Source organism: Vitreoscilla filiformis, from assembly GCF_002222655.1.
In the GTDB taxonomy this organism is placed as follows: Bacteria; Pseudomonadota; Gammaproteobacteria; order Burkholderiales; family Burkholderiaceae_C; genus Ideonella; species Ideonella filiformis.
Genome location: NZ_CP022423.1, coordinates 711,292 through 735,299 on the forward strand (window position 1 = coordinate 711,292; position 24,008 = coordinate 735,299).

At 60.4% G+C, this 24,008-nt stretch carries 21 protein-coding genes and 1 pseudogene; 18 read left to right on the top strand and 4 right to left on the bottom strand.

Translation table 11 applies throughout. The features are described 5' to 3' along the window. Window positions 1–8: 8 nt before the first annotated feature. From VITFI_RS03350 to VITFI_RS18140, 10 genes and pseudogenes are all read left to right on the top strand, one after another. The gene (locus VITFI_RS03350) at window positions 9–410 is read left to right on the top strand and encodes a hypothetical protein (protein WP_089415337.1); all 402 of its coding nucleotides are present in this window, start codon (window positions 9–11) and stop codon (window positions 408–410) included. Between the two features lie 14 nt (window positions 411–424). Then, entirely contained in the window at window positions 425–3,991 is a 3,567-nt protein-coding gene (locus tag VITFI_RS03355) for a hypothetical protein (RefSeq protein WP_089415336.1), read from the top strand. Window positions 3,992–4,039: 48 nt separating this feature from the next. Then, window positions 4,040–5,263: a hypothetical protein gene (locus tag VITFI_RS03360; protein ID WP_089415778.1), complete on the top strand. Its 1,224-nt coding sequence runs from the start codon at window positions 4,040–4,042 to the stop codon at window positions 5,261–5,263. After that, window positions 5,260–6,045: a hypothetical protein gene (locus tag VITFI_RS03365; RefSeq protein WP_089415334.1), complete on the top strand. Its 786-nt coding sequence runs from the start codon at window positions 5,260–5,262 to the stop codon at window positions 6,043–6,045. The genes VITFI_RS03360 and VITFI_RS03365 overlap by 4 nt, the downstream gene beginning before the upstream one ends. A gap of 2 nt (window positions 6,046–6,047) precedes the next feature. Then, window positions 6,048–6,434: a hypothetical protein gene (locus tag VITFI_RS03370; RefSeq protein ID WP_089415333.1), complete on the top strand. Its 387-nt coding sequence runs from the start codon at window positions 6,048–6,050 to the stop codon at window positions 6,432–6,434. A gap of 7 nt (window positions 6,435–6,441) precedes the next feature. Continuing rightward, window positions 6,442–8,577, top strand: a complete 2,136-nt coding sequence (locus tag VITFI_RS03375) for a hypothetical protein (RefSeq protein ID WP_089415332.1) — start codon at window positions 6,442–6,444, stop codon at window positions 8,575–8,577. Beyond that, complete coding sequence (locus VITFI_RS03380) at window positions 8,564–8,797, top strand: hypothetical protein (protein WP_089415331.1); 234 nt, start codon at window positions 8,564–8,566, stop codon at window positions 8,795–8,797. Before VITFI_RS03375 ends, VITFI_RS03380 begins: the two co-directional genes overlap by 14 nt. 140 nt (window positions 8,798–8,937) lie before the next feature. Further along, window positions 8,938–9,147 (top strand): Com family DNA-binding transcriptional regulator, encoded by a 210-nt coding sequence (locus VITFI_RS18865; RefSeq protein ID WP_089415330.1) that lies wholly within the window; start codon window positions 8,938–8,940, stop codon window positions 9,145–9,147. A 16-nt stretch (window positions 9,148–9,163) separates the two neighbouring features. Beyond that, window positions 9,164–9,391, top strand: a pseudogene (locus tag VITFI_RS18870) (DNA adenine methylase); the annotation flags it as partial. Between the two features lie 37 nt (window positions 9,392–9,428). Continuing rightward, a complete protein-coding gene (locus tag VITFI_RS18140; protein WP_232476659.1) occupies window positions 9,429–9,962 on the top strand; it encodes a DNA adenine methylase in 534 nt (177 codons plus the stop codon). Between the two features lie 129 nt (window positions 9,963–10,091). Here VITFI_RS18140 and phhA read toward each other — a convergent pair whose 3' ends face one another. Together phhA and hppD are read right to left on the bottom strand one after the other, a co-directional pair. After that, the gene (phhA, locus tag VITFI_RS03395) at window positions 10,092–10,931 is read right to left on the bottom strand and encodes a phenylalanine 4-monooxygenase (protein ID WP_089415779.1); all 840 of its coding nucleotides are present in this window, start codon (window positions 10,929–10,931) and stop codon (window positions 10,092–10,094) included. Between the two features lie 17 nt (window positions 10,932–10,948). Beyond that, on the bottom strand, window positions 10,949–12,025 hold the full coding sequence (gene hppD / locus VITFI_RS03400) for a 4-hydroxyphenylpyruvate dioxygenase (RefSeq protein ID WP_089415780.1): 1,077 nt from the start codon (window positions 12,023–12,025) through the stop codon (window positions 10,949–10,951). A gap of 98 nt (window positions 12,026–12,123) precedes the next feature. Between hppD and VITFI_RS03405 the strand changes: the two genes are divergently transcribed. From VITFI_RS03405 to VITFI_RS03435, 8 genes are all read left to right on the top strand, one after another. Continuing rightward, complete coding sequence (locus VITFI_RS03405) at window positions 12,124–13,116, top strand: LysR family transcriptional regulator (RefSeq protein WP_089415781.1); 993 nt, start codon at window positions 12,124–12,126, stop codon at window positions 13,114–13,116. Continuing rightward, window positions 13,113–13,622 carry a PIN domain-containing protein gene (locus VITFI_RS03410; protein WP_089415782.1) on the top strand — a complete coding sequence of 170 codons (510 nt, stop codon included), beginning with the start codon at window positions 13,113–13,115 and terminating at the stop codon, window positions 13,620–13,622. Before VITFI_RS03405 ends, VITFI_RS03410 begins: the two co-directional genes overlap by 4 nt. Window positions 13,623–14,227: 605 nt before the next feature. Continuing rightward, window positions 14,228–15,349 (top strand): GDP-mannose 4,6-dehydratase, encoded by a 1,122-nt coding sequence (gene gmd / locus VITFI_RS03415; RefSeq protein ID WP_089415783.1) that lies wholly within the window; start codon window positions 14,228–14,230, stop codon window positions 15,347–15,349. 3 nt (window positions 15,350–15,352) lie between these two features. Then, the gene (gene fcl / locus VITFI_RS03420; protein WP_089415784.1) at window positions 15,353–16,333 is read left to right on the top strand and encodes a GDP-L-fucose synthase; all 981 of its coding nucleotides are present in this window, start codon (window positions 15,353–15,355) and stop codon (window positions 16,331–16,333) included. 276 nt (window positions 16,334–16,609) lie between these two features. Then, window positions 16,610–18,544: a glycosyltransferase gene (locus tag VITFI_RS03425; protein WP_089415785.1), complete on the top strand. Its 1,935-nt coding sequence runs from the start codon at window positions 16,610–16,612 to the stop codon at window positions 18,542–18,544. Window positions 18,545–18,549: 5 nt separating this feature from the next. Continuing rightward, a complete protein-coding gene (locus VITFI_RS03430) occupies window positions 18,550–19,263 on the top strand; it encodes a glycosyltransferase family 4 protein (protein ID WP_089415786.1) in 714 nt (237 codons plus the stop codon). Beyond that, a complete protein-coding gene (locus tag VITFI_RS17810; RefSeq protein ID WP_157725541.1) occupies window positions 19,250–19,855 on the top strand; it encodes a hypothetical protein in 606 nt (201 codons plus the stop codon). Before VITFI_RS03430 ends, VITFI_RS17810 begins: the two co-directional genes overlap by 14 nt. Before the next feature lie 4 nt (window positions 19,856–19,859). Further along, window positions 19,860–22,436, top strand: coding sequence for a glycosyltransferase (locus VITFI_RS03435; RefSeq protein WP_089415787.1), 2,577 nt, complete (start codon window positions 19,860–19,862; stop codon window positions 22,434–22,436). Between the two features lie 183 nt (window positions 22,437–22,619). Here VITFI_RS03435 and VITFI_RS03440 read toward each other — a convergent pair whose 3' ends face one another. Together VITFI_RS03440 and VITFI_RS03445 are read right to left on the bottom strand one after the other, a co-directional pair. Continuing rightward, a complete protein-coding gene (locus VITFI_RS03440) occupies window positions 22,620–23,408 on the bottom strand; it encodes a Stf0 family sulfotransferase (RefSeq protein ID WP_157725542.1) in 789 nt (262 codons plus the stop codon). Between the two features lie 80 nt (window positions 23,409–23,488). Then, the gene (locus tag VITFI_RS03445; RefSeq protein ID WP_089415789.1) at window positions 23,489–23,998 is read right to left on the bottom strand and encodes a serine O-acetyltransferase; all 510 of its coding nucleotides are present in this window, start codon (window positions 23,996–23,998) and stop codon (window positions 23,489–23,491) included. Window positions 23,999–24,008 lie beyond the last annotated feature (10 nt).

A 24,008-nucleotide genomic window follows, 5' to 3' on the forward strand; every position in this document is an offset into this window, starting at 1 on the left:
GGTTGAGCATGATCCAGTTGAGTGCCAATGGCCTGGTGGTGGTGTTCGGCTCGGGCTGTGCCTGGAGCGATGAGCACAGTTGGAGCCCTGTGGGGCAGACCGTCGAGCGGTCATTGACCGGGGCGCTGATCGTGCAATCGGCCAGCGCGCCCGCCGAAGCGGGCCGACCGGTGACCCTGCAAGGTGTCGAGCAGGGCGCCGGGCTGGTCAGCCTGACCGACGTGCAGACGCTGCGCGGATGGGCCGCAGAGCCCGGCCAGGTCATGACGCTGACCACCCCGGACGGGGTGCGCGAGGTGATCTGGCGCCACCACGACGCCCCGGCGATCACGGCCGATCCCTATACGTTTTACGACGATCAGCAGGCTGGCGACATGTATGTCGTGACGGCCAAGCTCATGGTCATTTAAAGGAGAGACACCACATGCCCATCCTCTCAGGCGACGTGGTATTGCTGGCATCGGCGGTCATGGCTGATGTGGCCGAAGGCGGCGGTGCTCCCACGGGGACGGTGATCAGCGATGCTGAAAACGCGCTGTTCCCGGATATTTCAGAGTTGGATCGTGCAGGGGGGCGGGTCAATCTGCGCAAAACGTTTGTGGCGATCCGCTCTGACGACACCGACACCTACTTCGGCTCCAACGTGATCGTGGCGCAGCCACCCACGGACGCCAATACGGCCGTCACGCTGTTTGCCCGCGACGCGACGTTCGACACGCGGTCGGAGGCGCAATCACGCGTGGAGGCGTACCTCAACAAGGGGCCGCTGTGGCCGGGGTATCTGTACGAGGGCCACATCACCGGGCAACGTGTGGTGCAACTGTTTCAACGTCCGTCCGAGGCCCCGCCCACGGTGGGGCAGACGTTGGTGTTGGTCAAAGACGAGGGCCTGTCCACGCAGGTGGAGCAGTACATCCGCGCCATCACGGTGTCCAGCGTCACCCGCACCTTCACCGCCGGCGATGGGTCGGAGTACCAAGCGGCTATCGTGTCCGTTTTCCTGAGCGATGCCCTGCGGTTCGATTGCCCCGGCAGCCCCGCCTCCGAGACGTTCGCCCGCCTCAGCACCGCTGCTGCGGTGCGCGATACCGTGGTGGCCGATGCGGGCACCTACGCTGGGGTGTCGCCCCTGGCCGAGTCGGTCAGCATGGGGGCGATGAAGATCAAGGCAGAGTCGATCTACTCGCAACTGGTGCCCAGCGCCCAGACCGAGGCGCCGCTGTCGGTCATGCCGCCCTATGCGGCTGCTGGGCTGCCGATCCCGGGCGCGGGCAGTGTCACCTACACCGCCACCCATGCGTGGACACCCACCACCAAGCTGGCTCTGCCGGGAGGGTGCCTTCCAGGATCACTGTCGATCCAAGTGGCCGGTGTCACGATCACCGACGCTGGCGGGATGTTGCGATCAGCCGGGGCCGATGTGGGCACCATCGACTACGCCAACGGGCTGCTGACATCCGCCGCAGGGGACTACTCGGCCAGCAAGGTCATCACCTACACCCCCGCAGCGCAGGTGCTGCGGGTTCCGCAGAGCGCCGAAATCGAGATCACGGCGGCGTCCCGCAGTCAGTCCTACGTGGGGGTGATCGATCCTCAGCCCCAGCCCGGCACGCTCTCGGCCAGCTACCGCGCGGGCGGGCGGTGGTATGTGCTGTCGGACGATGGCACCGGCGCGCTCAAGGGCAGCGATGCCAGCTACGGCGCCGGCACGTTCAACCCCGCGACGGGCGGCTACATCCTGACGCTGGGTGTGCTGCCGGATGTGGGTAGTTCGGTCATCCTGAGCTGGGGCGCACCGACGCAAGAGACCCGGCACCCCACCGCTGTGACGCTCAAGGCGACGCAGACGATCGCGTTGGCGCCGCCGGCTGGAACATCGGTACAGCCGGGCTCAGTGACGGTGTCTTGGCTGCAAGCGGGCGTGTCCAAGAGCGCCACCGCTGGCGCGGATGGGGTGCTGTCCGGCCATGCCACGGGCACGGTGCGCGTGGCGCAGGGGGTGATCGAGGCGTTCGCGCCCGCGACCCTGCCCGCCGTAGGGGCGCAGTTGACGATCGGCTATGTGGCCGGCCCCAAGACGTCCGACGCATTTGCACATCCGTCGCGGCAGGGCGATGGGCGGCTGGCGGTGACAGCTTCGGCGGCCATCACGCCGGGGAGCTTGGAGGTTGAGTGGAACACCGTCACAGACACTGCTGTGCTGGGCACCTATACCCTGGGCCAGTTGACCGAAATGGGCGTTTCGACGTGGGTCGATCCGACGCAATATGCGCGGGACGACGGCGGCGGAAAAATCATGCGGGAAGGTGTGCAAATTGGCACAGTGACGTATGCGACGGGAGCGATTACCTGGAATCCAGATGTCACGATCAAATTACCGAGGCCGAAATACAGCGCCGCATTGGACGACGATTTATACCGCTGGCGCTTGACCTATACCGGGCTGGAGTATGTGGATGCGCCGTCCATTTACCCAGCCGATGAATCCGGGGCGGTGACCCTGCGGTACAACTCGCCCGGCTCGACGAGCACCCGCACCGAGACGGTGACGTTCACCCCGAAGGTGCAACTGGTGCCGGGCGTTGTGGCGCCAGTGGTGCCTGGCACGGTGGTGCTGACGATCCCCGGATCGCAGCCGTGGGGGGACAGTGGCACGGGTGTGCTGCGCGAAAACACCGTGGCGTCTGGCTGGCTGACGCGGGGCACCATCGACTACACCACGGGCGTCATTGCCCTGTCGTCCTGGGCCACGGGGGCGACCAATGCACTCAGCCGGGTGTCGTGCGTCACCACCTTGGGCAATGCGCTGTCCAGCGAGTTTGTGTTCAGGGCTTCCTCGGCGCCCTTGCGACCGGGATCGCTGTCGATCCAGTGGACGCGCACGACCGGGGGCCCCAAATCGGTCACGGCGGGGGTGGATGGCGTGATCAGTGGCACCGGCGTGGCGGGCAGCGTGGATTACGAGACCGGGCTGGTGCGGGTGCGGTTCGGGGCGATGGTCACGGCGGCGGGAAATGAATCCCAGCCGTGGTATTCGGCCAGCCGGGTGGAGTCGGATGGGCGCATCTGGCGGCCCGATCCGATCGTCATGACCACGCTGCGCTACAGCGCGGTGGCCTACAGCTACCTGCCGCTCGATGCCAGCATCCTGGGCATGGATCCCGTGCGGCTTCCAAGTGACGGGCGGGTGCCGATTTTCAGAGCGGGTGGGTTCGTTGTGGTCGGTGCCAAAACAGCCGTCACGGCCACCGTGGCCAATGGGCAGACGGTGTTTGCTGGGCGCGAGCGGCTGTCTCGATTGCGCGTGGTGGGGGCCAACGGTGCGGTGATCAGCACCGGCTACACCACCGATTTGGACGCTGGGACGGCAACCTTCAGCGACGTTTCGGCCTACGCCCAGCCCGTGCGAATCGAAGGGCGCGTGGAAGACATGGCGATGATCCGCGACGTGCAGATCAATGGGGAGATCGGGCTGTCTCGGCCCATCACCCACGACTACTCGGCGCCTGGAAGTTACGTCTCGACGGCGCTGGTGCTCGGGGATCTGTTTGCCCGCGTGGAGCGCGTGTTTGACCAATCGAGTTGGTTCGGCGCGTGGTCTGACAGCCCCGAACCGGGTTCAAGCACCCTGGCGGCCTACAACAACGCCGACCATCCCATCCTGATCACAAACCGGGGGGGCATCACGGAGCGCTGGATTGCCCGGTTCACCACGACGACGAGCTACGAGCTGATTGGCGAGCATGTGGGTGTCGTGGCCGTGGGTAACACCGGCCAGGACTTCGAGCCGCTCGGGCCATCTGGGGCGCCCTATATGCACATTCCAGCGGCTGGCTGGGGCGGCGGTGGGTGGTCGGTGGGCGCGATCCTGCGGATCAACACCATCGGTGCGATGGCACCGATTTGGGTCGTTCGCACGATCAATCCGGGCGCAGCGTATGACACACCGGATCAATTTGAACTGTCGCTGCGTGGCGACGTGGACGCTTAAATTGAGGAGATCACATGGCCGCATCGGTTTTTTTGGCATGCGAACTACTTGGCAGGGGCGCCGCAGCTCACCAACGCCTGGGGGAGTTTGACGGCGCTGTTGGACGCCTGCTTGGTCAATGGGTACGGGGTCAAGACGATCGCCACGCTGACATCGACCGTCGCGGGGGTGGCCACGGCCACGGTCACCGGCGGGCATGCATTCGTGGCCGGGCAGGTCGTGGAGATTGCCGGCTGCGCGCAGGCCAACTACAACGGCCGCTGGACGGTGCTGAGCGCGCAGGCCACGAGTTTTACTTTTCAGCTCGACGATCCGGGGTCGATCCGCACGGCGACCACCACCACATCGATCACCGCCAAAACGCCCAGCCTGGGGTGGAGCAAGCCCAACACGGGTACAAACCGGGGCGCCTACCGGGCCCCCACGGGTAACCGCAACCTGCTGGTGGTGGACAACTCCCAGCGGGCGGGGTACGACTCAGCGTGGGCCAAATGGGCGTCAGTGGGGATCGCATCGGCGATCAGCGGGATCAATCCGATCGTGGTCACGGGCATCCAAGCGCCGTATGACCCCACCAACCCTGCGCGCAACTGGACGACGGCGGGCACCGGTGGGGATTGGGGGTGGGCGAAGTGGATTCACGCGCGGCAGTACGGGTGGCTGAATGAGGGGGACGGCGGCGCCGGTAATCGGGATTGGCTGCTGGTCGGTGATGGCGTGATGTTCTACCTGTGGGTCAAGGTGTCAACGGGCTGGGGTGGGTTCGCGCAGTACGCGTTTGGGGATGTGTCGTCTTACGTGGCCGCAGGTGACGCGACGGGGACGGTGCTGGTGGCAACTGAGAGCGCCAACGAGGATCAGCCCGGTTCCGGCAACAGCTTTGGCCTGGGCGAGTCGCTGGCCTATGCCGGCAAATGGCTGCTGCGCAACCACACGCAACAGGGGCTCCCCGTCAAGTGCGCGGCCACGCCGGCACTGCACATGGCCAATGGGGTGCTGACATCGGGGCGAGGGCCAATGCAGTACCCACACGGCCCGGACAACGGGCTGTGGCTGACGCCGACGCTGTGCGTGCAAGAGGGGATGAACTCCGTCAGGGGGACGTTCCGGGGGTTGTATTGGATGCCTCAATACAAGCCGGTCGGGCACGGCGCTGTGTTCGACCAGGTCGTCAGAAACACCACCCGCCGGATGATGGCGGTGGCGTGGCAGGGGTACAGCGAGGGTGACGGCGTGACCATGGCCATTGATCTGACGGGGCCGTGGACATGAGTGCCCATCGTTGGTGGCGATGCAGGTGCATCGCCACGCTGAGCGGCCAGGTCTTGGTGGGCGAGCTGCAATTTCGCAGCGCGGCGGGTAGCAATTTGGTCGCGGGTGGCACGGCGATTGCGTCGTCGCAGTACGTCGACAACGCCCCAGAACGTGCATACGACGGCGCCGCCGCCACCTATTGGCAGGCCTACATGTACGAAGGGCACGCCCCGGATCGATGGATCGGCTACCAGTGGCCCGCAGCGGTCGATGTCGCGCAGATTGCTGTGCAGCAGCTTCCGGGTGGCGGCGATCACTATTGGATCGGAGCCCTCGTGGAGTGGTCGGACGACGGCACGACATGGGTGCAGTACGGCTACGCCGCGCTCCCGTCACCCACATCCAGCACAGATTTGGCGTGGAAGGTCGGCATCATCGTCCCGGTCAGGTCAGTGCTGTACGACCTGACGCGCGGCCTGACAGCCAGCGGTGCGCCCGGCGGTGCGGTGGCATCGGTGTTGCCTGATTTGGCGCCATCGGCCCGAGACATTGATGGTGGGCCCGGCGTGATCGCGGGTTCCGTGGCCGTGCTGGGGCCGCCAGTGACACCGCTGGCGCGGCGGGTGCTGCTGATCTCGGAGCGGCTGAGGCGCGTGGTGCGTGAGACGTGGTCGGGCACGGATGGGCTGTACCGGTTCGATGGGCTCTCCGTGGCCGACACGTACTCGGTGGTGTGCCACGACAACGCCGGGACGTACCGCGCCCTGATCGCCGACGGGCTCGCGCCCACCTTGGAGTAACCATGGCCAATCAATCAGACGTTCTCATTGCGGCGCGGGCAGAAGCCCTGCGCTCGCTGCTCACCGCCGGCCCAGCTCGGCTCAAAATTTACACGGGCGCCGCACCGGCAACGCCCCAGACGGCGGCCACGGGCACGCTGCTGGCTGATCTGGTGATGTCGGCCACCGTGGCGGCGCCAGTGGCGGGCGTGTTGACGGTCTCTGCAACGGCTGATGCGACGGTGGCCGCGTCGGGCACGGCGGGATGGGCGCGGCTGTCCACGTCAGCGGGCGCGGCCCTGTTGGACATGTCCGTCGGGATCGCTGGGAGTGGACATGAAGTCATCCTGTCGGCGGTGGCGCTGTATGCCGGCGGTTTTGTCCGCCTGACCAGCCTGACGCTGACGTAAGCCGCTCGTGGCCACCACCGACCTGCGATTTGCGGCGGGGTTGCCCGCATCGTCGGCGCTGCTGTTCGGCGACGACGGCACCGCGCCGGTGTTTGCGGCGCAGATGGCGGTGGGGTTGCCGGGGGTGACGCTGACCGCAGGGGTCACGTACGAGGCGCTGGGGCGGCTGGCGCAAGTCGCCGTGACGCTGCCGGCGGTCACGCCTGCGGGTGCGGTAGTGCTTGGTGTGGCGGCGCAGGCGGCGGTGATCCTTCCGCGTGTCGTGCCTGCCGGCGCGGGCGTTGTTGGGGTGGCTGTTCAAGCAGCGGTGACGCTGCCAACGGTTGCGCCTGCGGGTGCGGCGGTGCTGGGTGTCGCGGTGCAGGCGGCAGTGACGCTGCCGAGTGTGGTGCCCGTGGCCACCTTGCAGGCCAATGCCGTGACCGCCGTGGCTGCCGTGCAAGTGGGCGGGCCTGTCGTGCCGGCTGGGGTGGGGGTGTACGACGCCGATGTGTCGCGGGGGCCGGCCCGTGATATCGGCGTAAGCCACCAGCGCGCCGTGACACTGGATGCGGCTGTGGTGGCTGTGATGGCCCCATCCGCCCCGGTGGCCGTGCAAGCAGCGGTGACGTATGCGCCGCTTCGAACCATGCACCAAGGTGCCCGCCTGATGCAGGTCGATACCGCCCGCCTCGGCAGCACAGCCACGATGCGACAAATAGACGCCCGGCGGCTGTCCGCTGGTGCGCGGTACAGGCACCGGGATCACCAACGCTGCCAGGTGGCGGCGCAGGTGACGCACGCGGATGCACGGCAGATGGGCAGCGGCGCGGCCTTCAAACAGCGTGATTTGCTGCGCACAGCCCGCCCGTGGTTGGACGTTCGAGCGCGCCCGGCCGCGCCGCGACATACCGCGCGACCGGATCAGTGGCAGGTGGCGACCCCGATGCCGCTGGTGTGGCAGGCGTCGAGCCGGGATGCGGTCAGGCCACCGCCTGGCGTCAGCGTGATGCCGGGGTCGGTGATCCCCGTCAACACCTGCTGCGGGCCGCGCACGCCTGACCTGCGGTTTTTTGTTCCAGCGCCGGCCAGTCCGCATCTGATTTTCCGCTGTGATCGACAGCTATTGCCAGGGATCATCGTCCCGGCGCGGAGGGTGTACCTCGTGATCAATGACGTTCAACTGGTTCGGGCGGACGACGGCACCGCCATCAACTGCACCTCACTGACCCTCAGTGCGGATGTAGATAGCTGGGCATGGCGCTGGAGCGCGTCGATTGCGGCCAGCGATCAGGCCAAACTGGCGCCGGCAGCAGGCGCAGCGGCCTGCGAACTGCTGGCACATGTCAATGGGCAGGTGTGGCGGGTGATCGTGGAGTCGGCGCAGCGCGACCGTGAGTGGAGCAAGTCGTCGCTGTCGATCGGTGGGCGCAGCGCCTCGGCCATTTGGGACGCTCCTTATGCAGCCAAGCGCACGTTCAACAACGCCGTCGTGGCGGCAATGACGCAACAGTTGGCGCTCGACACACTGGCCACCAATGGCGTGCCAAGCGACTGGGCCATTGATTGGCAGGTGCCAGATTGGCTGGTTCCAGCAGGCGTGTGGAGCCACCAAGGCACGCCGATCAGTGCGATCTGTCGCATTGCCGAGGCGGCGGGTGGGTATGTCCAATCTTCCCCCGCCGGGAACGAATTGATGGTTCTGCCGCGCTACCTGGCTGCGCCATGGGCCTGGGACAGCCTGGTGCCTGACATCGAGCTGCCTGCCGCCGTGGTGCGCCAAGAGGGGATCGAGTGGACGTCGAAGGCCATCTACAGCCGGGTGTTTGTCTCAGGGACTACGGCGGGGGGCGTTCTCGGGCGCGTCACCCGTGGCGGCACGGCGGGCGATTTGGTGGCGCCGATGATCACGGACGCTCTGTGTACGGATGTGCAGGCAGCCCGTGCCAGGGCGTTGCCGGTGCTGTCGGACGTGGGGCGACAAGCGCTGGTGCAACTTCGTCTGCCGGTACTCGCCCAAACCGGCGCCATCGTCCCCGGCAAGCTGGTGCAGTACGTGGACGGCGATTTGACTCGCCTGGGGATGACGCGCAGCTTGTCAATTCAAGCTGGGCGGGCCAGCGTGTGGCAGACGATTGGAGTGCAGACCTATGAGCAGCCCTAACCTGTATCGCGCCCTGCGCGACGCGCTGGGACTGGATGTGCCGGTGCAAGTGGGTACGGTGGTCAGCGTGAGCCAAGGTGTGGCCGTGGTGGAGCTGCCTGGCGGCGATCGGATCACGGCCCGAGGCGATGCGCCTGCTGCCGGCGCTACGGTGTTCGTGCGCGCCGGCGTCATCGAAGGCAGCGCGCCAGGGATGACCTACGTCGAAATCGACATTTAAAGAGTGGGGCGACTGCCACCGGTGCTGGAGCACCGGTGGCGGCCCCGTCATGCAGAAGGAGCTGCAAGCCGGCCAAGGCCCCACTACTGCGCGCGCAGCAGGTGGAGCCTACGTGGCAGAAATTGCAACAGGCTTGCAAAATGAATGAGGAAATCAGGTGCGGCTGTAACAAGCTGCTGGCGCGTGCACGGTTTATCGGCCGAGTGCAAATCAAATGCCCGCGATGCGGCACCATGTGCGACGTGACCAGGGACACGATCCCGCAATCCCCCGATCGCCACAGAGCGACTCATCAACGAGGACGGCTCTGTGAACCAGACGACAACCAAACCGGCCAGCTTGGCCGCTGATGGCCCCAAGCGGGCGGTGCTGCGCTACTTTGGAGGCAAGTGGGCGATTGCCCCGTGGGTGCTTCGGCACCTTCCACCCCACCGCATTTACGTCGAGCCGTTTGGTGGCGCGGCCAGCGTGCTGATGCGCAAGACCCGCAGCGAGATTGAGGTCTACAACGACCTCGACAGTGAGATCGTGTCGCTGTTCCGCGTCATCCAAGACCCGATGCAATGCGCAGCGCTGATGCGCAAGCTGCGCCGCACACCCTACGCCCGCGCCGAGTTTGACCAGGCGTTTCATGTCGTCTACCGATCCGGTGGTGACGGCTCAGCGCACGATCATTCGCGCCTATTTGTCGTTTCACCACGCATCGGTGTTCGATCCGCGCAAGCGGTCGTTTGCCGACGCGCGGCACCGCACGGGGTCAGGCAGGGGCAAGGCCGGCGAATGGGTCACGTACCCGCGCAGCTTGGTGGCTGTCCGGCGTCGGCTGCAAGGCGTGGTGATCGAGTGCCGTGATGCGCTGGCCGTGATCAAAGCCCAGGACACGCCCCAGACGCTGCATTTCGTCGATCCCCCCTACGTCCCCTCCACTCGATCCGACACAGGCTACCGGCATGAGCTGACCACGCAACAGCATGTCGAGCTGCTGGAGGTGCTACTGGGCTGCAAGGGGATGGTGGTGCTGGCCGGATACCCGTCCGCGCTGTACGACGAGATGCTGGTGGGGTGGCGGCGGGTGGAGCGGGCGCATTTTGCTGTGGGAGTTTTGCGACAACCACGCACCGAGGTGCTGTGGATTTCCCCGCGTGCGGCGGATGCGCTGCCGTAGCTCTGCAAATCTATTGCACAGGCTGCAACTACTCTGGCCTGTTATTTATCGCGCGCGGTGGGCTGGATTTATCGCGCGCGGCTTCAACACTCGCACCGACAGCCGCGCTGGCCTCAGCGCGGGGCGGTGTCAGATGGCCAGTGCGTTGCGCCGGACGTGGCCCCGGTGCAGCACAGTGTCCGTGGGCAGCAATTCGCCTGGGGCCAGTTCGGGCTGCGTTTGAGCGGCGGCGTAAAACGGCGCAAAGTCGGTGTGCGCCAGGGCCAGCAGCTCGTCCAGATCGTTCAGCACGAAATAGGCGGCTTGAACATCGTCGATGCGGTAGCGTGTGCGCAGCACGCGGGGCAGCTCAAAGCGCAGGCGGTGCGGCGCGGGGTCATCCAAGCAGTACACCGTTTCCGTCGCCGAAGACGCAATGCCCGCGCCAAACAGCCGCAGCCCATCCGCCTGCTGCACCAGCCCGAATTCCACCGTGTACCAGTACACCCGCGCCAGCATCGGCAAGCAGCCCAGGCGTTGGGCGCGCAAGCCGCCTTCGCCATACGCTTGGATGAAGTCGGCCATCACCGGATGCATCAGCATGGGCAGGTGGCCGAACACGTCGTGGAACACATCGGGCGCTTCGAGGTAGTCGAGCTGGTGCGGTTCGCGGATGAAGTGCCCCGCCGGAAAGCGCCGCGCCGCCAGATGCGCGAAGAACACCTCATCACTCACCAAACCGGGCACCGCCACCACCTCCCAGCCGGTGCGCGGGCGCAGCACACGGTTGAGCTGCGCGAAGTCGGGGATGTGTTCGGCGCTGAGGGGCAGCCGGGCCAGGCCGTCCAGAAACGCATCGCACGCACGGCCTTGCAGCAAGCGTGTTTGGCGTTCGAACAGCGTGCGCCAGGTGGCATGTTCGATGGCGCTGTAATCGGCCCAACGCTGTTCAATCAGCCCATCGGGCCCAGGTGGGGGGCTTGTGCGCATGGGGCACCTCCTGTGGGTCAGGCATTTTGCAGGGCGCCTCGGCGCACCTGGTCTCTCTCCATTGACTCAAACAGGGCCTTGAAGTTGCCCTCCCCAAAGCCCTGATCGCCCCGGCGCTGGATGAACTCGAAGAACACCGGCCCGAGCAGCGTTTGGCTGAAAATTTGCAGCAGCAAGCGCGGTTGGCCGTCTTGCGTGCTGCCATCGAGCAGGATGCCGCGTGTTTGCAATTCCGCCACCGGCTGGCCGTGGCCGGGCAGACGTTCGGCGAGCATGTCGTAATACACGTCATTGGGCGCCGTCATGAGGGGGACGCCGGCCAGTTGCAGTTTGTCCACCGCCGCCAGCAGGTCATCACACAGCAGCGCCACGTGTTGGATGCCTTCGCCGTTGAACTGCATCAGGAATTCTTCGATCTGCCCACCGCCTTGTTTGGCCTCCTCGTTCAGCGGGATGCGGATCAGGCCATCCGGCGCCGTCATCGCTTTGGAGGCCAAGCCGGTGTACTCGCCCTGGATGTCAAAGTAACGCAGCTCGCGGAAGCCGAAGATGCGCTCATAAAACTGCGCCCAGTAGTGCATGCGGCCCCGGTAGACGTTGTGCGTCAGGTGGTCGATGGTGGTGAAGCCGTGGCCGACGGGGTGGCGTTCCACGCCGGGGAGGAATTCAAAATCGATGTCGTAGATGGAGGCGCCGTCTTCAAAGCGGTCGATGAGGTAGAGCGGGGCGCCACCGATGCCTTTGATGGCCGGCAGGCGCAGCTCCATCGGGCCGGTGGGCATCTCGATGGGTTGTGCGCCCAGCGCCAGGGCACGGTAGTAGGCTTGGTGGGCATCTTTCACCCGGAAAGCCAAGCCGCAGGCGCAGGGGCCGTGTTCGGCGGCAAAGTAGGCAGCGGGGCTTTTGGGCTCGCGGTTGACGATGAAATTGATGCCGCCTTGGCGGTAGAGCAGCACGTCCTTGGAGCGGTGCTTGGCCACGAGGGTGAAGCCCAGTTGGGCCAGCAGCGGTTCGACGATGCCAGCCGTGGGCGAGGCAAACTCGACAAACTCGAAGCCGGTGAGGCCCATGGGGTTGTCAAACAGGTCGGCCATGTCGATGTCTCCAGTCTTGTGGTGTGTGGGGAGGACGATAGGCCGTCGTTTCCACCTTGGCGAGTGAGGAAATTTCGGGGGAGGATGAGGGGGGGCTCATGTCCCGCTGCTTGTTCCCGATGACTCGACCTTGCCTGGCCATGAATGTCCCCCGCGATTGCCTCGACCGTTTTTTCGACGCCACGCTGCGCCTGTCGCACCTGCGCACCTTGGCTGCGTTGGCGCGGCTGGGCCAGGTGAGGCGTGTGGCGGAGGCGTTTTGTGTCACCCAGTCGGCCATCTCCAAGCAGTTGGCGGAAATTGAAGCGGGTTTGGGTCAGGCCGTGGTGCGGCGCGAGGGCAACGCGGTGGTGTTCACCGCCATTGGTGCGTGTTTGGCCCAGCGTGCCCAAGAGGTGCTGCACCAACTCGACCGCACCCGCCACGACATCGCGCTGCTGCGGGATGGCCTGTGCGGGCGTGTGGTGCTGGGTTCGGTGACGGCGGCCAATGCCATGCTGGTGCCCGAGGCGCTGGGGGGGTTGCGCCAGCGGGCGCCGCAGCTCAGTGTCGCGCTGGAGGAAGACACCGCCGACCGCTTGCTGCCCGGTGTGCTCGATGGCCGGCTGGACGCGGCGGTGGTGCGCATGTGGCAGCCGCTGGCGCATCAGGGGCTGGCGCAGCGGGTGTTGATGGAGGAGCCGATGGTGATTGTCGTGGGGGCGCGCCATCCCTTGGCGCGACGGCGGCGCCTGGCTTGGGCGGAGGCCATGGCGTTTCCGTGGATCGTGCCGCGTGCGGGTTCACCGGCGCATGGGGCGTTGGAGGCGCTGCTGGCGCGACATGGTTGCAGCGTGCCGCCGGGGGCGGTGGAGTCGATTTCGTTGGCGCTGAATTTGGCGCTGTTGACGCGCCAATCCTTCATCGGACTGTTGCCGCGTGATTTTGCGCGGCAGTGTGTGAACGAAGGACGTGTGGCGGTGTTGCCACTGGACACGGCCAATTTGCTGGCCGAGATCCGGGTGTTTTGGCGCGAAGAAGAGGTGCATCCGGCGCGGGACGTGCTGTTGGACTGTCTGGCTCAAGCCGCCGCTGGACAATCCACCCCATGACATTGACCGATGCCCCCACCGTGCCCGAAGCGGTGATTGACACCCAATCTGTGCTGGATTGGCTTTATTTCCACGATCCTGCGTGTGCTGGCTGGGAAGCGGCTCGCCAAGCGGGTCAGTGGCGTGGCGTGGCCAGCGCGGCGATGCGTGCCGAGCTGGCGCATGTTTTAGGGCGGATGTTTTTGCCCGACAGCAGCGCCGAACGCAACGCGCAGGTGCTGGCCGATTTTGATGCCCGCATCATCGTGGTGGATGCGCCCGAAGCGGGCAGCGTGGGTGCGCCGCGTTGCCGGGATCGGGACGACCAGAAGTTCATCGAATTGGCGGTGGCCCGGCGGGTGCGCTGGCTGGTCAGCCGGGACAAGATGGTGCTGAAGCTGCGCAGCCGGTTGCGGGCGTTGGCGGGGGTGGGGGTGTTGGGGGCGCAGGGGTGGAATATCGAGTTGCATGTGGGAAAGTGTTCGTATTTAGCGCCCCCGCCACAGAATTTAAAGTCAACGTTTTGACAGTGTGAACCACAAAGCTGCCTTACGTTAGTTGCTCCGCGTTGAGGAGTGGCTCAGCCCGCAGCCCGCAGCCCGCAGCCCGCAGCCCGCAGCCCGCAGCCCGCAGCCCGCAGCCCGCAGCCCGCAGCCCGCAGGCTTGCAGCCGCTGCAGCCCGCCCTAGCCGGTGCCGAAGGAGACTCTTCAAAATCTCATGCGACCACACATTGCCACGGATAAGAACAATACAAATCAACAACTTAGTGATAGGCCATCGAATACTGCTATCTGTGATGATCTCCGTCTGTCGGGACGCTCGCAGCGTACAACTCTGGGTGCCGTATGCCTGCACCTTGGTTTGCGTGAGGTCATGCTGAGTGGGGCCCTCCTGGGCCCAAGTTGACCGTGCGGTACCCCATTAGGTAACCACACTGGCCCGTTCCATGGCCTTCCGGGTTCTCTAAAAGCATCTTCAGGTAACTAACGATCGCATCACTGGCTGGGGGCTGGGATACGTGGCGGTGGAGTGCCCTAGCGCAAGTGTGCTAACCTTATCGACTGGCTAAACGTACACCTAAATCTAAGGGGGCGCTCCTGCTGTGAGTGCCAAGGCAGCAGGAGGTTCATCTTGACCAAGCGAGCATTGATCACTGGTATTACTGGGCAGGACGGCTCTTATTTAGCAGAATTCTTGCTAGAAAAAGGGTATCAGGTGCATGGTATTAAGCGCCGTACCTCCGGATTTAATACGGCTCGCATAGATCATATTTACCAAGACCCTCATCAGCCACACGCTCGGTTTAAACTTCATTACGGTGATTTAACGGACGCATCCAATCTTATTCGTACGCTTGCAGAAGTACAGCCTGACGAAGTTTATAACTTAGGGGCACAAAGCCATGTCGCTGTGAGCTTTGCTTCGCCAGATTACACAGCCGATGTCTGTGCATTAGGTACGCTGCGCCTGCTAGAAGGGATTCGATTCTTGGGTCTCAGCAACAAGACGCGGTTTTACCAAGCGTCTACTTCTGAGCTGTATGGGTTGGTGCAAGAGACTCCACAAAAAGAAAGCACCCCCTTTTATCCACGCAGCCCTTACGCTGTGGCCAAACTCTACGCTTACTGGATCACAGTTAACTATCGCGAGGTCTATGGCATGTACGCTTGTAACGGCGTATTGTTTAACCATGAATCTGCCCGCCGGGGGGAGACTTTTGTTACACGCAAGATTACGCGCGGTCTGGCTAATATTGCCGTTGGCCTAGAAGAGTGCCTTTATTTAGGTAATATGAGTGCTTTGCGCGATTGGGGCCATGCCAAAGACTATGTGCGCATGCAGTGGATGATGTTGCAACAGGATCGCCCTGAAGACTATGTAATTGCGACTGGTGTGCAGTATTCTGTACGCGATTTTGTGCGCATGAGTGCGGCTGAGTTAGGTATCTCCCTAGAGTTTAAAGGGCAAGGTGCAGACGAAGTTGCTGTGGTAGCCGACGTGTGTGGCAACAAAGCGCCGGCTATTAAGCTCGGTCAAGTGGTGGTGAGGGTCGATCCACGGTATTACCGTCCCACTGAAGTAGATACTCTATTGGGAGATCCTACGAAAGCACGTGAAAATCTGGGTTGGATCCCTCAGATTACCTTGGCTAGTATGGTGAATGAAATGGTGGCGGCCGATCTGGAGATCGCTCGCCGCGAAGCACTTTTGCGCCAGCATGGCTACGCTACGCCTGTACCCAAGGAGATTTAGCCCATGAGTGTTGATATTCGTCATCAGCGTATCTTCGTGGCTGGTCACCGCGGGATGGTAGGGCAAGCCATCGTGCGTCGGCTGCAAAAAATGGGCTACACGCAAGTAGTTACTCGCAGCCATGCTGAGCTGGATTTGACTCGTCAAGCTGAAGTGGAGTCTTTTTTTGCCCAAGAGCATATTCAAGCTGTCATATTAGCAGCAGCAAAAGTGGGTGGGATTTATGCCAACGCCACTTATCCAGCAGAATTCATACTGCAAAATCTCCAAATTGCATGCAATGTGGTATCTGCTTCGCACCAAGCAGGTGTGCAACGATTGCTTTTTCTCGGTTCTTCTTGTATTTACCCTAAAATAGCGCAGCAACCTCTCACTGAAGCAGCGCTGCTTACTGGAGTTTTGGAGCCGACTAACGAGCCTTATGCGATGGCTAAGATAGCTGGTATCAAGCTGTGCGAAAGCTTCAACCGGCAGTATGGACGTGATTACCGCAGCGTCATGCCCACCAATCTCTATGGACCGGGCGATAACTTTCACCCTGATAATTCGCACGTCGTCCCGGCGCTATTAAGGCGTTTTCACGATGCCGTTCAAGCCGGCGATGCCCAGGTGGTCGTGTGGGGGAGCGGAACCCCAAAGCGCGAGTTCTTGCATGTAGACGATATGGCCGCCGCCAGTGTGTTCGTTCACGAGCTTGATGGGGTTACTTACCGTGCCAACACCACACCTATGCTTTCGCATATCAACGTGGGTATCGGTGTAGATTGTACGATTCGCGAATTAGCGCTCACCGTAGCCAAAGTCACCGGCTTCCAGGGTGAAGTGGTGTTTGATGTTACTAAACCTGATGGCACGCCACGCAAGCTGATGGATGTCTCCCGTCTAACCGCTATGGGGTGGCAGGCAAGCATCGGCCTAGAAGATGGTTTGCGTGATACCTACGCGTGGTTTCTGGCCCATCAGGGTAAATTTAGAAGTAAGTGAAATAATATCTGATATGCTAGATCAATGGCCTAGCATTCACTCCACCACCAATATGGTATTTGCTGAAATTTATGAGTGATGCTCTGAAAAGCTCCCGCTTCAGCAGAACATCCAAAGTAAGTATATAGTATTAAATTTAACGATCAGCTATTGGAGTAAGTAGTACAGCTTGGCGTTGTTGCGCCAATACAAAACTGTTCGGTGCATCTTAAAAAAACCAGCAGTAGTATTAAATCTTCCAAAGTTGGTTGAGTTGAGCGATCCTAATAAACTAATATGACCATTCGTGTAGCGCATCTAACCCACAACGCGCAAGGTGGTGCCGGACGTGCGGCCTTGCGCGCTCGCGACGCTTGCCGGGCCGCTGGCATGGTAAGCGAGGTTTTCTGTGTAGACGGTGCTGAAAAGAACCCGGAATTGATTCAGCCGAAGTGGCTGCGCAACAGTCCTGATTCGACCAGCCGCTACCAAGATTTCATGTTTAACCAAGTGCAGTGGGGTGACATTGCTGCACACCGGCGTGGCACTTCGAACACATTACTGTCGCAGCCGTATCCGGGCATGGATGTGTTGTCGCTCAACGCGCTCAACACTTTTGATGTGTTGCACATGCACTGGACGACTTGGACGGTCACGCCGCCCGACATTCGCCGATGGCTAGATGCTGGGCGCGCCCTGGTGTGGACTCTGCATGATGCCTGGCCCATGACTGGTGGTTGCCACTACCCCTCGGGTTGCAAGCAATACCTGAGTGAATGCATTGTTTGTCCGCAGCTTAGCGATGCCTACAGTGTAGTGCCCAACGCCTTTGCTGATAAGCTTCACCAGTACGGTAACGATCCACGTTTGCAGATCATTGCTCCATCTCAATGGTTGGCTGACGAAGCCCGACACAGCCGTATTTTCGCTCAAACACCGGTTCACCACATCGAAAATCCCATCGAGTTAGATGTATTTGTTCCCCGTGATAATCGATCCCAACTGCGGGCTGAGCTGGGATTTACCGATGCCGATGTTGTACTGCTGTTTGGCAATCATCTGAACGAAGAAATCCGCAAAGGTGGGGACGTGCTGCGCAAAGCGTTGGCCGAGCTGCTGGAATCAGAGGAGGTTATGGCGCGTTGGCGGGCTCGGGGACTGCAACCAGCCATGCTGACCTTTGGCACGCCGATTGATTTGGGTGTCGCCACTCACAGCATTAAAACGATGTCGCTTGATAGCGTGCGTGATGATAAGGTGCTGGTTGACTTGTTTAACGTGGCTGATGTGCTGTGCTTTCCTTCGTTGGAAGACAACTATCCCAACACGGTGGTGGAAGCTGCCGCTTGTGGCACACCCTCCATCGTGTTTCGAACGGGTGGTATGGCTGCTATGGTGGAGCATGGTCGCACTGGTCTGGTGGTCGACCAGGTGGGTGATGCTCGTGCGCTTGCCGCAGCCATCGACCATTTCGTTGAGAACCACTTTTCCGACGTTGGCATGCGCCAGAGCTGTCGTGCGCAGTGCGAATTGCGTAATGCACCAGTTACGGTGGGTAGGCGATTTGGCATCGTCTACGAGCAAGCATTGGCGGCAAAGGGTATTGCTCCGTCGCCGCTGATTACGCCCCAAGGCACTTCATCTACCGGGGGCATCAGTGCTACGGCCAAGGCCGTGTATCAGCTTTCTACCGTTCGTGTCAGTCCTCAAGTAGGCGCCGACTTCTTGCGCCACCCGCTCAACCGCCGAATAGCTCAGTTGGCACAAGTCGAGCAGGCTACCGCGGATGTGGTGCTGGCCACCACCCAGAAGATGGCACCTTCGCCAACCCGCGAAGGTAGAGTCTCGGTGGCACTGGCATCATCGTTGCATGCTCACCATGCTGGGTATGCTGGGCCTTATCAGTTTGCGCGGCACCTGGATTGTGAGCGTTTTGAGTTGCGGCACTACCGTACGCCATTGGGCGATGGCCTCGTGGGCTCGAACTCTGCGGCTGAGCGAGCGCGCAAGTTTGGTCACATATTGGGCTTAGAAGGCTACGCCAATCAACCCAATGCAATGCTCACTGAATTCGACATGCTGGTTGACTTGCTGAGTACGCGTTACGATGTAGTCCACTTCCTTGATGGTGAGTTGTGTGGTTGGCTGCTACCACGCGCAGCGCGGCAACTGCTGGGCGATAAAGCTCCGGCTGTAGTGATGAGCCTCTGCATCAACCGCCTGATTTGCTGAGTCGCATGATTACCTTAGAGCGCTTAGCAGATATTGACATAGTGCTGGCTTTGTGCGACGACCAAGCCAATTTTTTGCGTGAATATGCTCCTAGCGTGCAGGTACGGATAGTGCCTCACGGCGTTTCCACTGAATTCTTCACACCCGAATTGGCACGTGCCCGCGAATTTCTCACACCGAATGAGCGCCCCTTCCGACTGTTGGGGGTAGGCCATTGGTTGCGTGACTATCCCATGGCTTTGAAGGCGGTTGCACAGCTTAATGCTTTGGGCATGCCTTGTGAGTACACGATCATTTGCCACAACTTCCCGGCTGGACTGGAACTGCCTTCCAATGTGCGAGTGGTGTCGGGTCTTTCGGACGATGCGTTGCTGGCCAGTTACCATCAGGCCGATGCGCTGCTGCTGCCTATGCGCAGTGCTACTGCCAACAACGCAGTTTTAGAATCCATGGCTTCAGGACTGCCGGTTTTTACCACCGATGTGGGTGGTATTGCAGAAATGACAGATGGTGCTGCCTTTTTGGCGCCTGCGGGTGATGCCCAGGCCCTGGCTTTGGGTATCCATCATGCAGCTTACCATCCGAAAATCCGCCAAGAAATGATACAGGCTGGTTTGAAGCGTGCTCAGAGTTTGAACTGGAGCAGGGTAGCCCGTCAGCTCGAGGCCGTCTATCACGAGGCAATCACTTGCAAGGAGCGCCGCCATGCTGGACGTTGATTCATTGACGCTGCTTCTAGCTGATACTGATTGGACTGCGTCTCCCTCTTGCGAAGACACTTGGCAGATTGATCTCGGTTCTGCTTTGGCTCGGTTGCCTACCGGCCAGCGTCTGCGACTGAGTTTACTTGGTGGTATTCAGCGCTTGAGCTGGAGTTCGGCCAGTACCCATGGTGAACTGACTCAATGGTCCGGAATCCAAATGCTCCAAGGTTCGATTCCACTGGAGCCGAGTTCAGGAACTCCGGTGATACTTGTGCTGAGGGTAAAAGCTAAGAATCCGCCGCTAGTTACTTATGTGCATGTTGTACGTGGTGGTCACGGTGTTAGTAGCGAGACCTTGCCATGCGCTCGGCGATCGACAGCGGCAGTTGTGTCGTCACCATTGAGCGTTGATGACCTTCTCGCGATGACTCTCGATGCCTCTGATCCCGCATTAATAGAGAACATTGCCCGGGCACTGTTAGTTAACGATTCTTCTAACGTTTGCCGCTTACAGATACTACAGTTGCTCGCTCGAGTAGCCTACAACTGTACACCTGATGGGTTGATTGATCTCATGGCGCATCTTGGTTCTGGCAGTAGAAACTAATATTATGAAACTTGTCATTTGTGATCCTAATCTTGAAAGTACCAGTGGGCATCATTGGTTTTTCGATTTATCTATTGCTGAAGGGGCAGCAGCACGTGGCATCCAGGTCACTATTCTAGCAAACTACAAGTTTCAAGCTGGACGCGTTGGGTCCGCTGAAGTAATTAATATATTCCACCACAGTTGCTACGAGCGCCGTTCGTGTGATCCTGTGAGCGGTGAGCACGATGACTTTTGTTACTTCAACGATTCGTTGTACGAAGATCTTCTACAGCTGCCACTTGCACTTTTTGGCACTGACACGTTAGTGCTTTTTCCTACCATCAACCAGCGGCATCTGTACGGGGCTGTTCGGTGGATGAAAGATTTTCCAGCAGAGCAGGCCCCCACCTTTGTTGTGTACTTAATGCTGCCTTCTGGTATTGAGCTGAAGGCATTTGATGCTGACGATTTCGATGTAATCGATGCAATGACTGCATTGCAGTATCGCTTGGCTTTCGATTTGGCTCGTCAAGCTGGTTCACGTATTCATTTTTTTGGTACTGGGTTGAGTCACTCTCGCGAGTTCAGTTTGCTATCGCGCCAGACAATCGACGCCCACCCTGTGGTACTCAGTGGAATGACTGAGTTAGACAAAAAAAATGAGCGTGCTGCTGGTGAATTCCGTACGGCGTTGCTCTTTATGGGTGATGCCAAAGAGGACAAGGGATTTCACTATTTGCCGGCATTGGTAGAGGCGCTGACGCGGAAGTATCCCGACTGGCACTTTGTTGTTCACGCTAATTGTCAGCGAGCTTGGGGTATTTGCTTAGATATTCACAAGGTATTGGTGGGGCTGAATAACTCACTAGAAAACTTCGAGCTGCACGATAAATTCGTGACTTCTGATGAGTATGCGGAGTTGTTATCTCAGGCTGATTTGGTGGTTGCACCTTATTCGCCCCAGGAGTACTGGCGTAAGTCTTCTGGCGTGGTTTGGGAAGCCATCTGGTGTGGCGTCCCTGTGGTTGTTCCTAGAAAAACGTGGCTGGAATTAGAGTTGGGTCTTTGGGACGGGGATGGTGAATGCTACGACGAATGGACGGCCTCTGATATCGAAGATGCCGTTCATCGTCTTGTTAACCGTTTGGATTTTGCAACCCACAATGCAGAAGTCGCTAGTAAGGCATTCCGCCGTCGCAATACGCTGCGCTTGTTGATTAATCAACTCAGCGATGTATGGATGAGGCGTATGTCGCTGAGTATGGTATCAAAAACATTTGCTACCGAAGTGGTTGTGCCTCTGGATACCCATCTAAACAGTAACGGCTGGCATCCTTATGAGTCTTACGAGGGAACCATCGTACGCTGGACACAACAGCAGATTGTGTCAGATGTTAGATTGGATCCTAACGCTTCTTGGCGGTTTACGTTTGAGGGCTTGAGTATGATGGGTGACGACCAGATTACTCGTGCTTCAATCACCGGAGATGGGCGGACGGTAAGTGAGCTGGTGGCACAATTGATGCCGGCTGGCAGTAATCCGCGCTGGCGAATCCAGGGTTTGCTGGGGCCATCTCGTACATCTAGTGCAACTACCCGGATAGTAATGAAGCTTCCCTACGTTCGTCGTCCGGATGGAGGAGTGGACGTTCGCGAATTGGGTGTCCTATTCAGTGCTCCAATGCGCTTTATGCGTAGCGCTGAAGGTTCTTCGCGGATAGTGGTGGGGCATCCTTTGGTGGAATTCGTGGATGGCGGCACCTTGCGCACTGTGGATCAGGCGGATGTAGGCTATACGGTGAAGGAGTGGGCTGCAGCCAACGTTGCGGTGGATCCTACTCGTGCGCTGCATGTGTGTGCGGAAGTCAGTGTCAGTGCGTCGTCGGTGCGATCGTTGCAATGCAGCGTGAATGGCGTACAGGCAGCCCAGAGTGTTAGTGCCCTTAGCCCTGAGCGTTTGCTGGTGGTGTGGCATGTGCCGGCCACTGTGGTGCGCAGTGGTGGTCACCGAGCTACCCTGGTTTTCGTTCACTTAACACCGGATGAAAATGGCATCACATTGTATGGCCCGCCCTATGCTTGCCCAGTTCTAGAATCTGATATTACAATCGATTCAACCGTGGCGGCACTAGGTTCTGCTTTTACTGTTCCCGAGGCGGTTCGTGCACCAGAGAATGGAATTATTAAATTTACTGGTAGCGATGCACGACCCTACATGAAGGATGGTTGGAGTTACGACGAACCGGATCATGTGTGGATGCTGGGCCCTAAGGCTACTCTAGCTGTTAACATGGCTAGTTTTCAAGGGGTTTCTGCTATTCAGCTGAAATTGGATGTACTTACACTGGGTGATGTCGAGGTGCGCAACGGCAGGCTCGCAGTTCTCATCAATGAAATATCGATTGGTGAGATTCAACTTAGTACATTGCGCGCCGAGCATATCTTGGAGTTTAGTCCTGAGCTGCTAGATTCAGCAGGTAGTGCGTTGATCACCTTCATTTCGAGCATTAGCGTGCAGCCCGAACGAGATCAGAGAGTACTGGCGGCATCGTTCTACTCAGTGACATTGCTTGCTGATAAGGGTTTGGCAGCACAGTAGCACGGTCCACCCGTCGATTACGCCATTGGGGGCATAGCTAATGCCCCTCGTCAATGCAGGATGCAGGATGCAGGAAAAGGGGGTTCCCCCCTTCTCTGTGTGGAGATAATAAGACTCGGGATAGCGAAAAGCGCGAGATAGCGGAAGGCACTTCTAGTGCGGCTTGTACGCGGCACCGGCAGCTCAAAACACCCGGCCAAGTTCGGCTACCAGCTCGTCCACCATGGTCTGCATCTCGGCGTAGTTGGTCACCAGCGTGCGCTTGTCGCCCTGGTTATTGTTGATGCTTGGTTTCACGGTTTGGGTGGGCTCTAGCGCTGGGAAGCGCTGGGCCAGCCACTGTATCAAGGGCTGTTGAACCGAGCCCTGTTCATCAAACAAGTCTTCGTAGCTCACCGGATAGACCGGGGTACTGGGCAAAAAAGCGTTGTAGAGGTGGCGCTCACCCAGCAGGATGTTACGTGCCTGCTCCCGCACCTCAATCCAGTTGGTAGTGATGGCCTCTGGCAGATCCTGGATCTCCAAGTCGTGCCACTTCTGAGTGTGCTGGGCGATCTGTCCGCTGAGCACCTGCTCAAGCAGATTGCGACGGCTCAAGAATACAAACGCGGCGCCGCGCTGCTCCAGCATGCGCATGAAAAATGGGGCCTCGTGCGCATAGCGCCAGAACGGCCCCAGCACCTGCCAGGAGTTGAGCTTGACATCAATCAAGGCGTAGCGCTCACCTGCGAGCTGGTCAAGGTCGTTGAGGTAACGCTCGGCCAAGCCGACCGCGCCAGCGTCGGTGGACATGGCCTGGATGTCAATCACGTTGGTTTTGCACCAGGGCAAAAATGCGCCATTAATCTGCGGGTTGGGCGTGGTGTGAAAGATCTCGCTGAAGTTATAAAACACCCCGGTGTCGCTCAAGGCCGTCTGCAAAGCTGTGGTGCCGGAACGTTGGGAGCCGATGATGCACAAGAGTTTTTTCATATCGGGGCGACACCACGTGTCACAACATAAGGAAGAAGTGTGGATTTTATGAAATGGCGCTTAATCCGTCCGTACCTCATTCACGTGGCGTCCCTACGCGGCTTGACCTGCGCCGGCACCCCCACCGCGATGTGATTCGCCGGCACATCCCGCACCACCACAGCGTTGGCGCCGATGAGCACGTTGTCCCCAATCGTGATGCGACCCAGCAGCGTGGCACCGGTGCCGATGTCCACGTTGTTGCCGATCACTGGCGCAATTGGGTCTTCAACGCGGCTCAAGCCTACTACCACACCATTACGGATGCGGCAGTTGTCCCCGAACCGAGCATAGCCACTTATGACGATGCCGCCAAAGTGATCGATGACGAAATTGCGCCCAATCACCGCTTCGCATGGCAGCTCAATGCCGGTGAGGATCTGCACCAGCTTGTAGGCCACCCGGTACAGCACCGACAACGGCTTGCGCAACCACGGCGAACGGATGCCATAACGCCAGCGCCCAAAGCGGTACACCACCAAGGCCCAAAACCCCTGGGCGCCCCAATGACCACCGTGGGCGCGTAAGTCGGCACGAATGTTCTCGAACATGGTCAACCTC

Bases quoted from the DNA above. Each gene is read 5' to 3' on its own strand.
- VITFI_RS03350 (WP_089415337.1), top strand. From the start codon at position 9: ATGATCCAGTTGAGTGCCAATGGCCTGGTGGTGGTGTTCGGCTCGGGC.
- VITFI_RS03355 (WP_089415336.1), top strand. From the start codon at position 425: ATGCCCATCCTCTCAGGCGACGTGGTATTGCTGGCATCGGCGGTCATG.
- VITFI_RS03365 (WP_089415334.1), top strand. From the start codon at position 5,260: ATGAGTGCCCATCGTTGGTGGCGATGCAGGTGCATCGCCACGCTGAGC.
- VITFI_RS03370 (WP_089415333.1), top strand. From the start codon at position 6,048: ATGGCCAATCAATCAGACGTTCTCATTGCGGCGCGGGCAGAAGCCCTG.
- VITFI_RS03380 (WP_089415331.1), top strand. From the start codon at position 8,564: ATGAGCAGCCCTAACCTGTATCGCGCCCTGCGCGACGCGCTGGGACTG.
- VITFI_RS18865 (WP_089415330.1), top strand. From the start codon at position 8,938: ATGAATGAGGAAATCAGGTGCGGCTGTAACAAGCTGCTGGCGCGTGCA.
- VITFI_RS18140 (WP_232476659.1), top strand. From the start codon at position 9,429: ATGTCGTCTACCGATCCGGTGGTGACGGCTCAGCGCACGATCATTCGC.
- phhA (WP_089415779.1), bottom strand. From the start codon at position 10,931: ATGCGCACAAGCCCCCCACCTGGGCCCGATGGGCTGATTGAACAGCGT.
- hppD (WP_089415780.1), bottom strand. From the start codon at position 12,025: ATGGCCGACCTGTTTGACAACCCCATGGGCCTCACCGGCTTCGAGTTT.
- VITFI_RS03405 (WP_089415781.1), top strand. From the start codon at position 12,124: ATGTCCCGCTGCTTGTTCCCGATGACTCGACCTTGCCTGGCCATGAAT.
- VITFI_RS03410 (WP_089415782.1), top strand. From the start codon at position 13,113: ATGACATTGACCGATGCCCCCACCGTGCCCGAAGCGGTGATTGACACC.
- fcl (WP_089415784.1), top strand. From the start codon at position 15,353: ATGAGTGTTGATATTCGTCATCAGCGTATCTTCGTGGCTGGTCACCGC.
- VITFI_RS03425 (WP_089415785.1), top strand. From the start codon at position 16,610: ATGACCATTCGTGTAGCGCATCTAACCCACAACGCGCAAGGTGGTGCC.
- VITFI_RS03430 (WP_089415786.1), top strand. From the start codon at position 18,550: ATGATTACCTTAGAGCGCTTAGCAGATATTGACATAGTGCTGGCTTTG.
- VITFI_RS17810 (WP_157725541.1), top strand. From the start codon at position 19,250: ATGCTGGACGTTGATTCATTGACGCTGCTTCTAGCTGATACTGATTGG.
- VITFI_RS03435 (WP_089415787.1), top strand. From the start codon at position 19,860: ATGAAACTTGTCATTTGTGATCCTAATCTTGAAAGTACCAGTGGGCAT.
- VITFI_RS03440 (WP_157725542.1), bottom strand. From the start codon at position 23,408: ATGAAAAAACTCTTGTGCATCATCGGCTCCCAACGTTCCGGCACCACA.
- VITFI_RS03445 (WP_089415789.1), bottom strand. From the start codon at position 23,998: ATGTTCGAGAACATTCGTGCCGACTTACGCGCCCACGGTGGTCATTGG.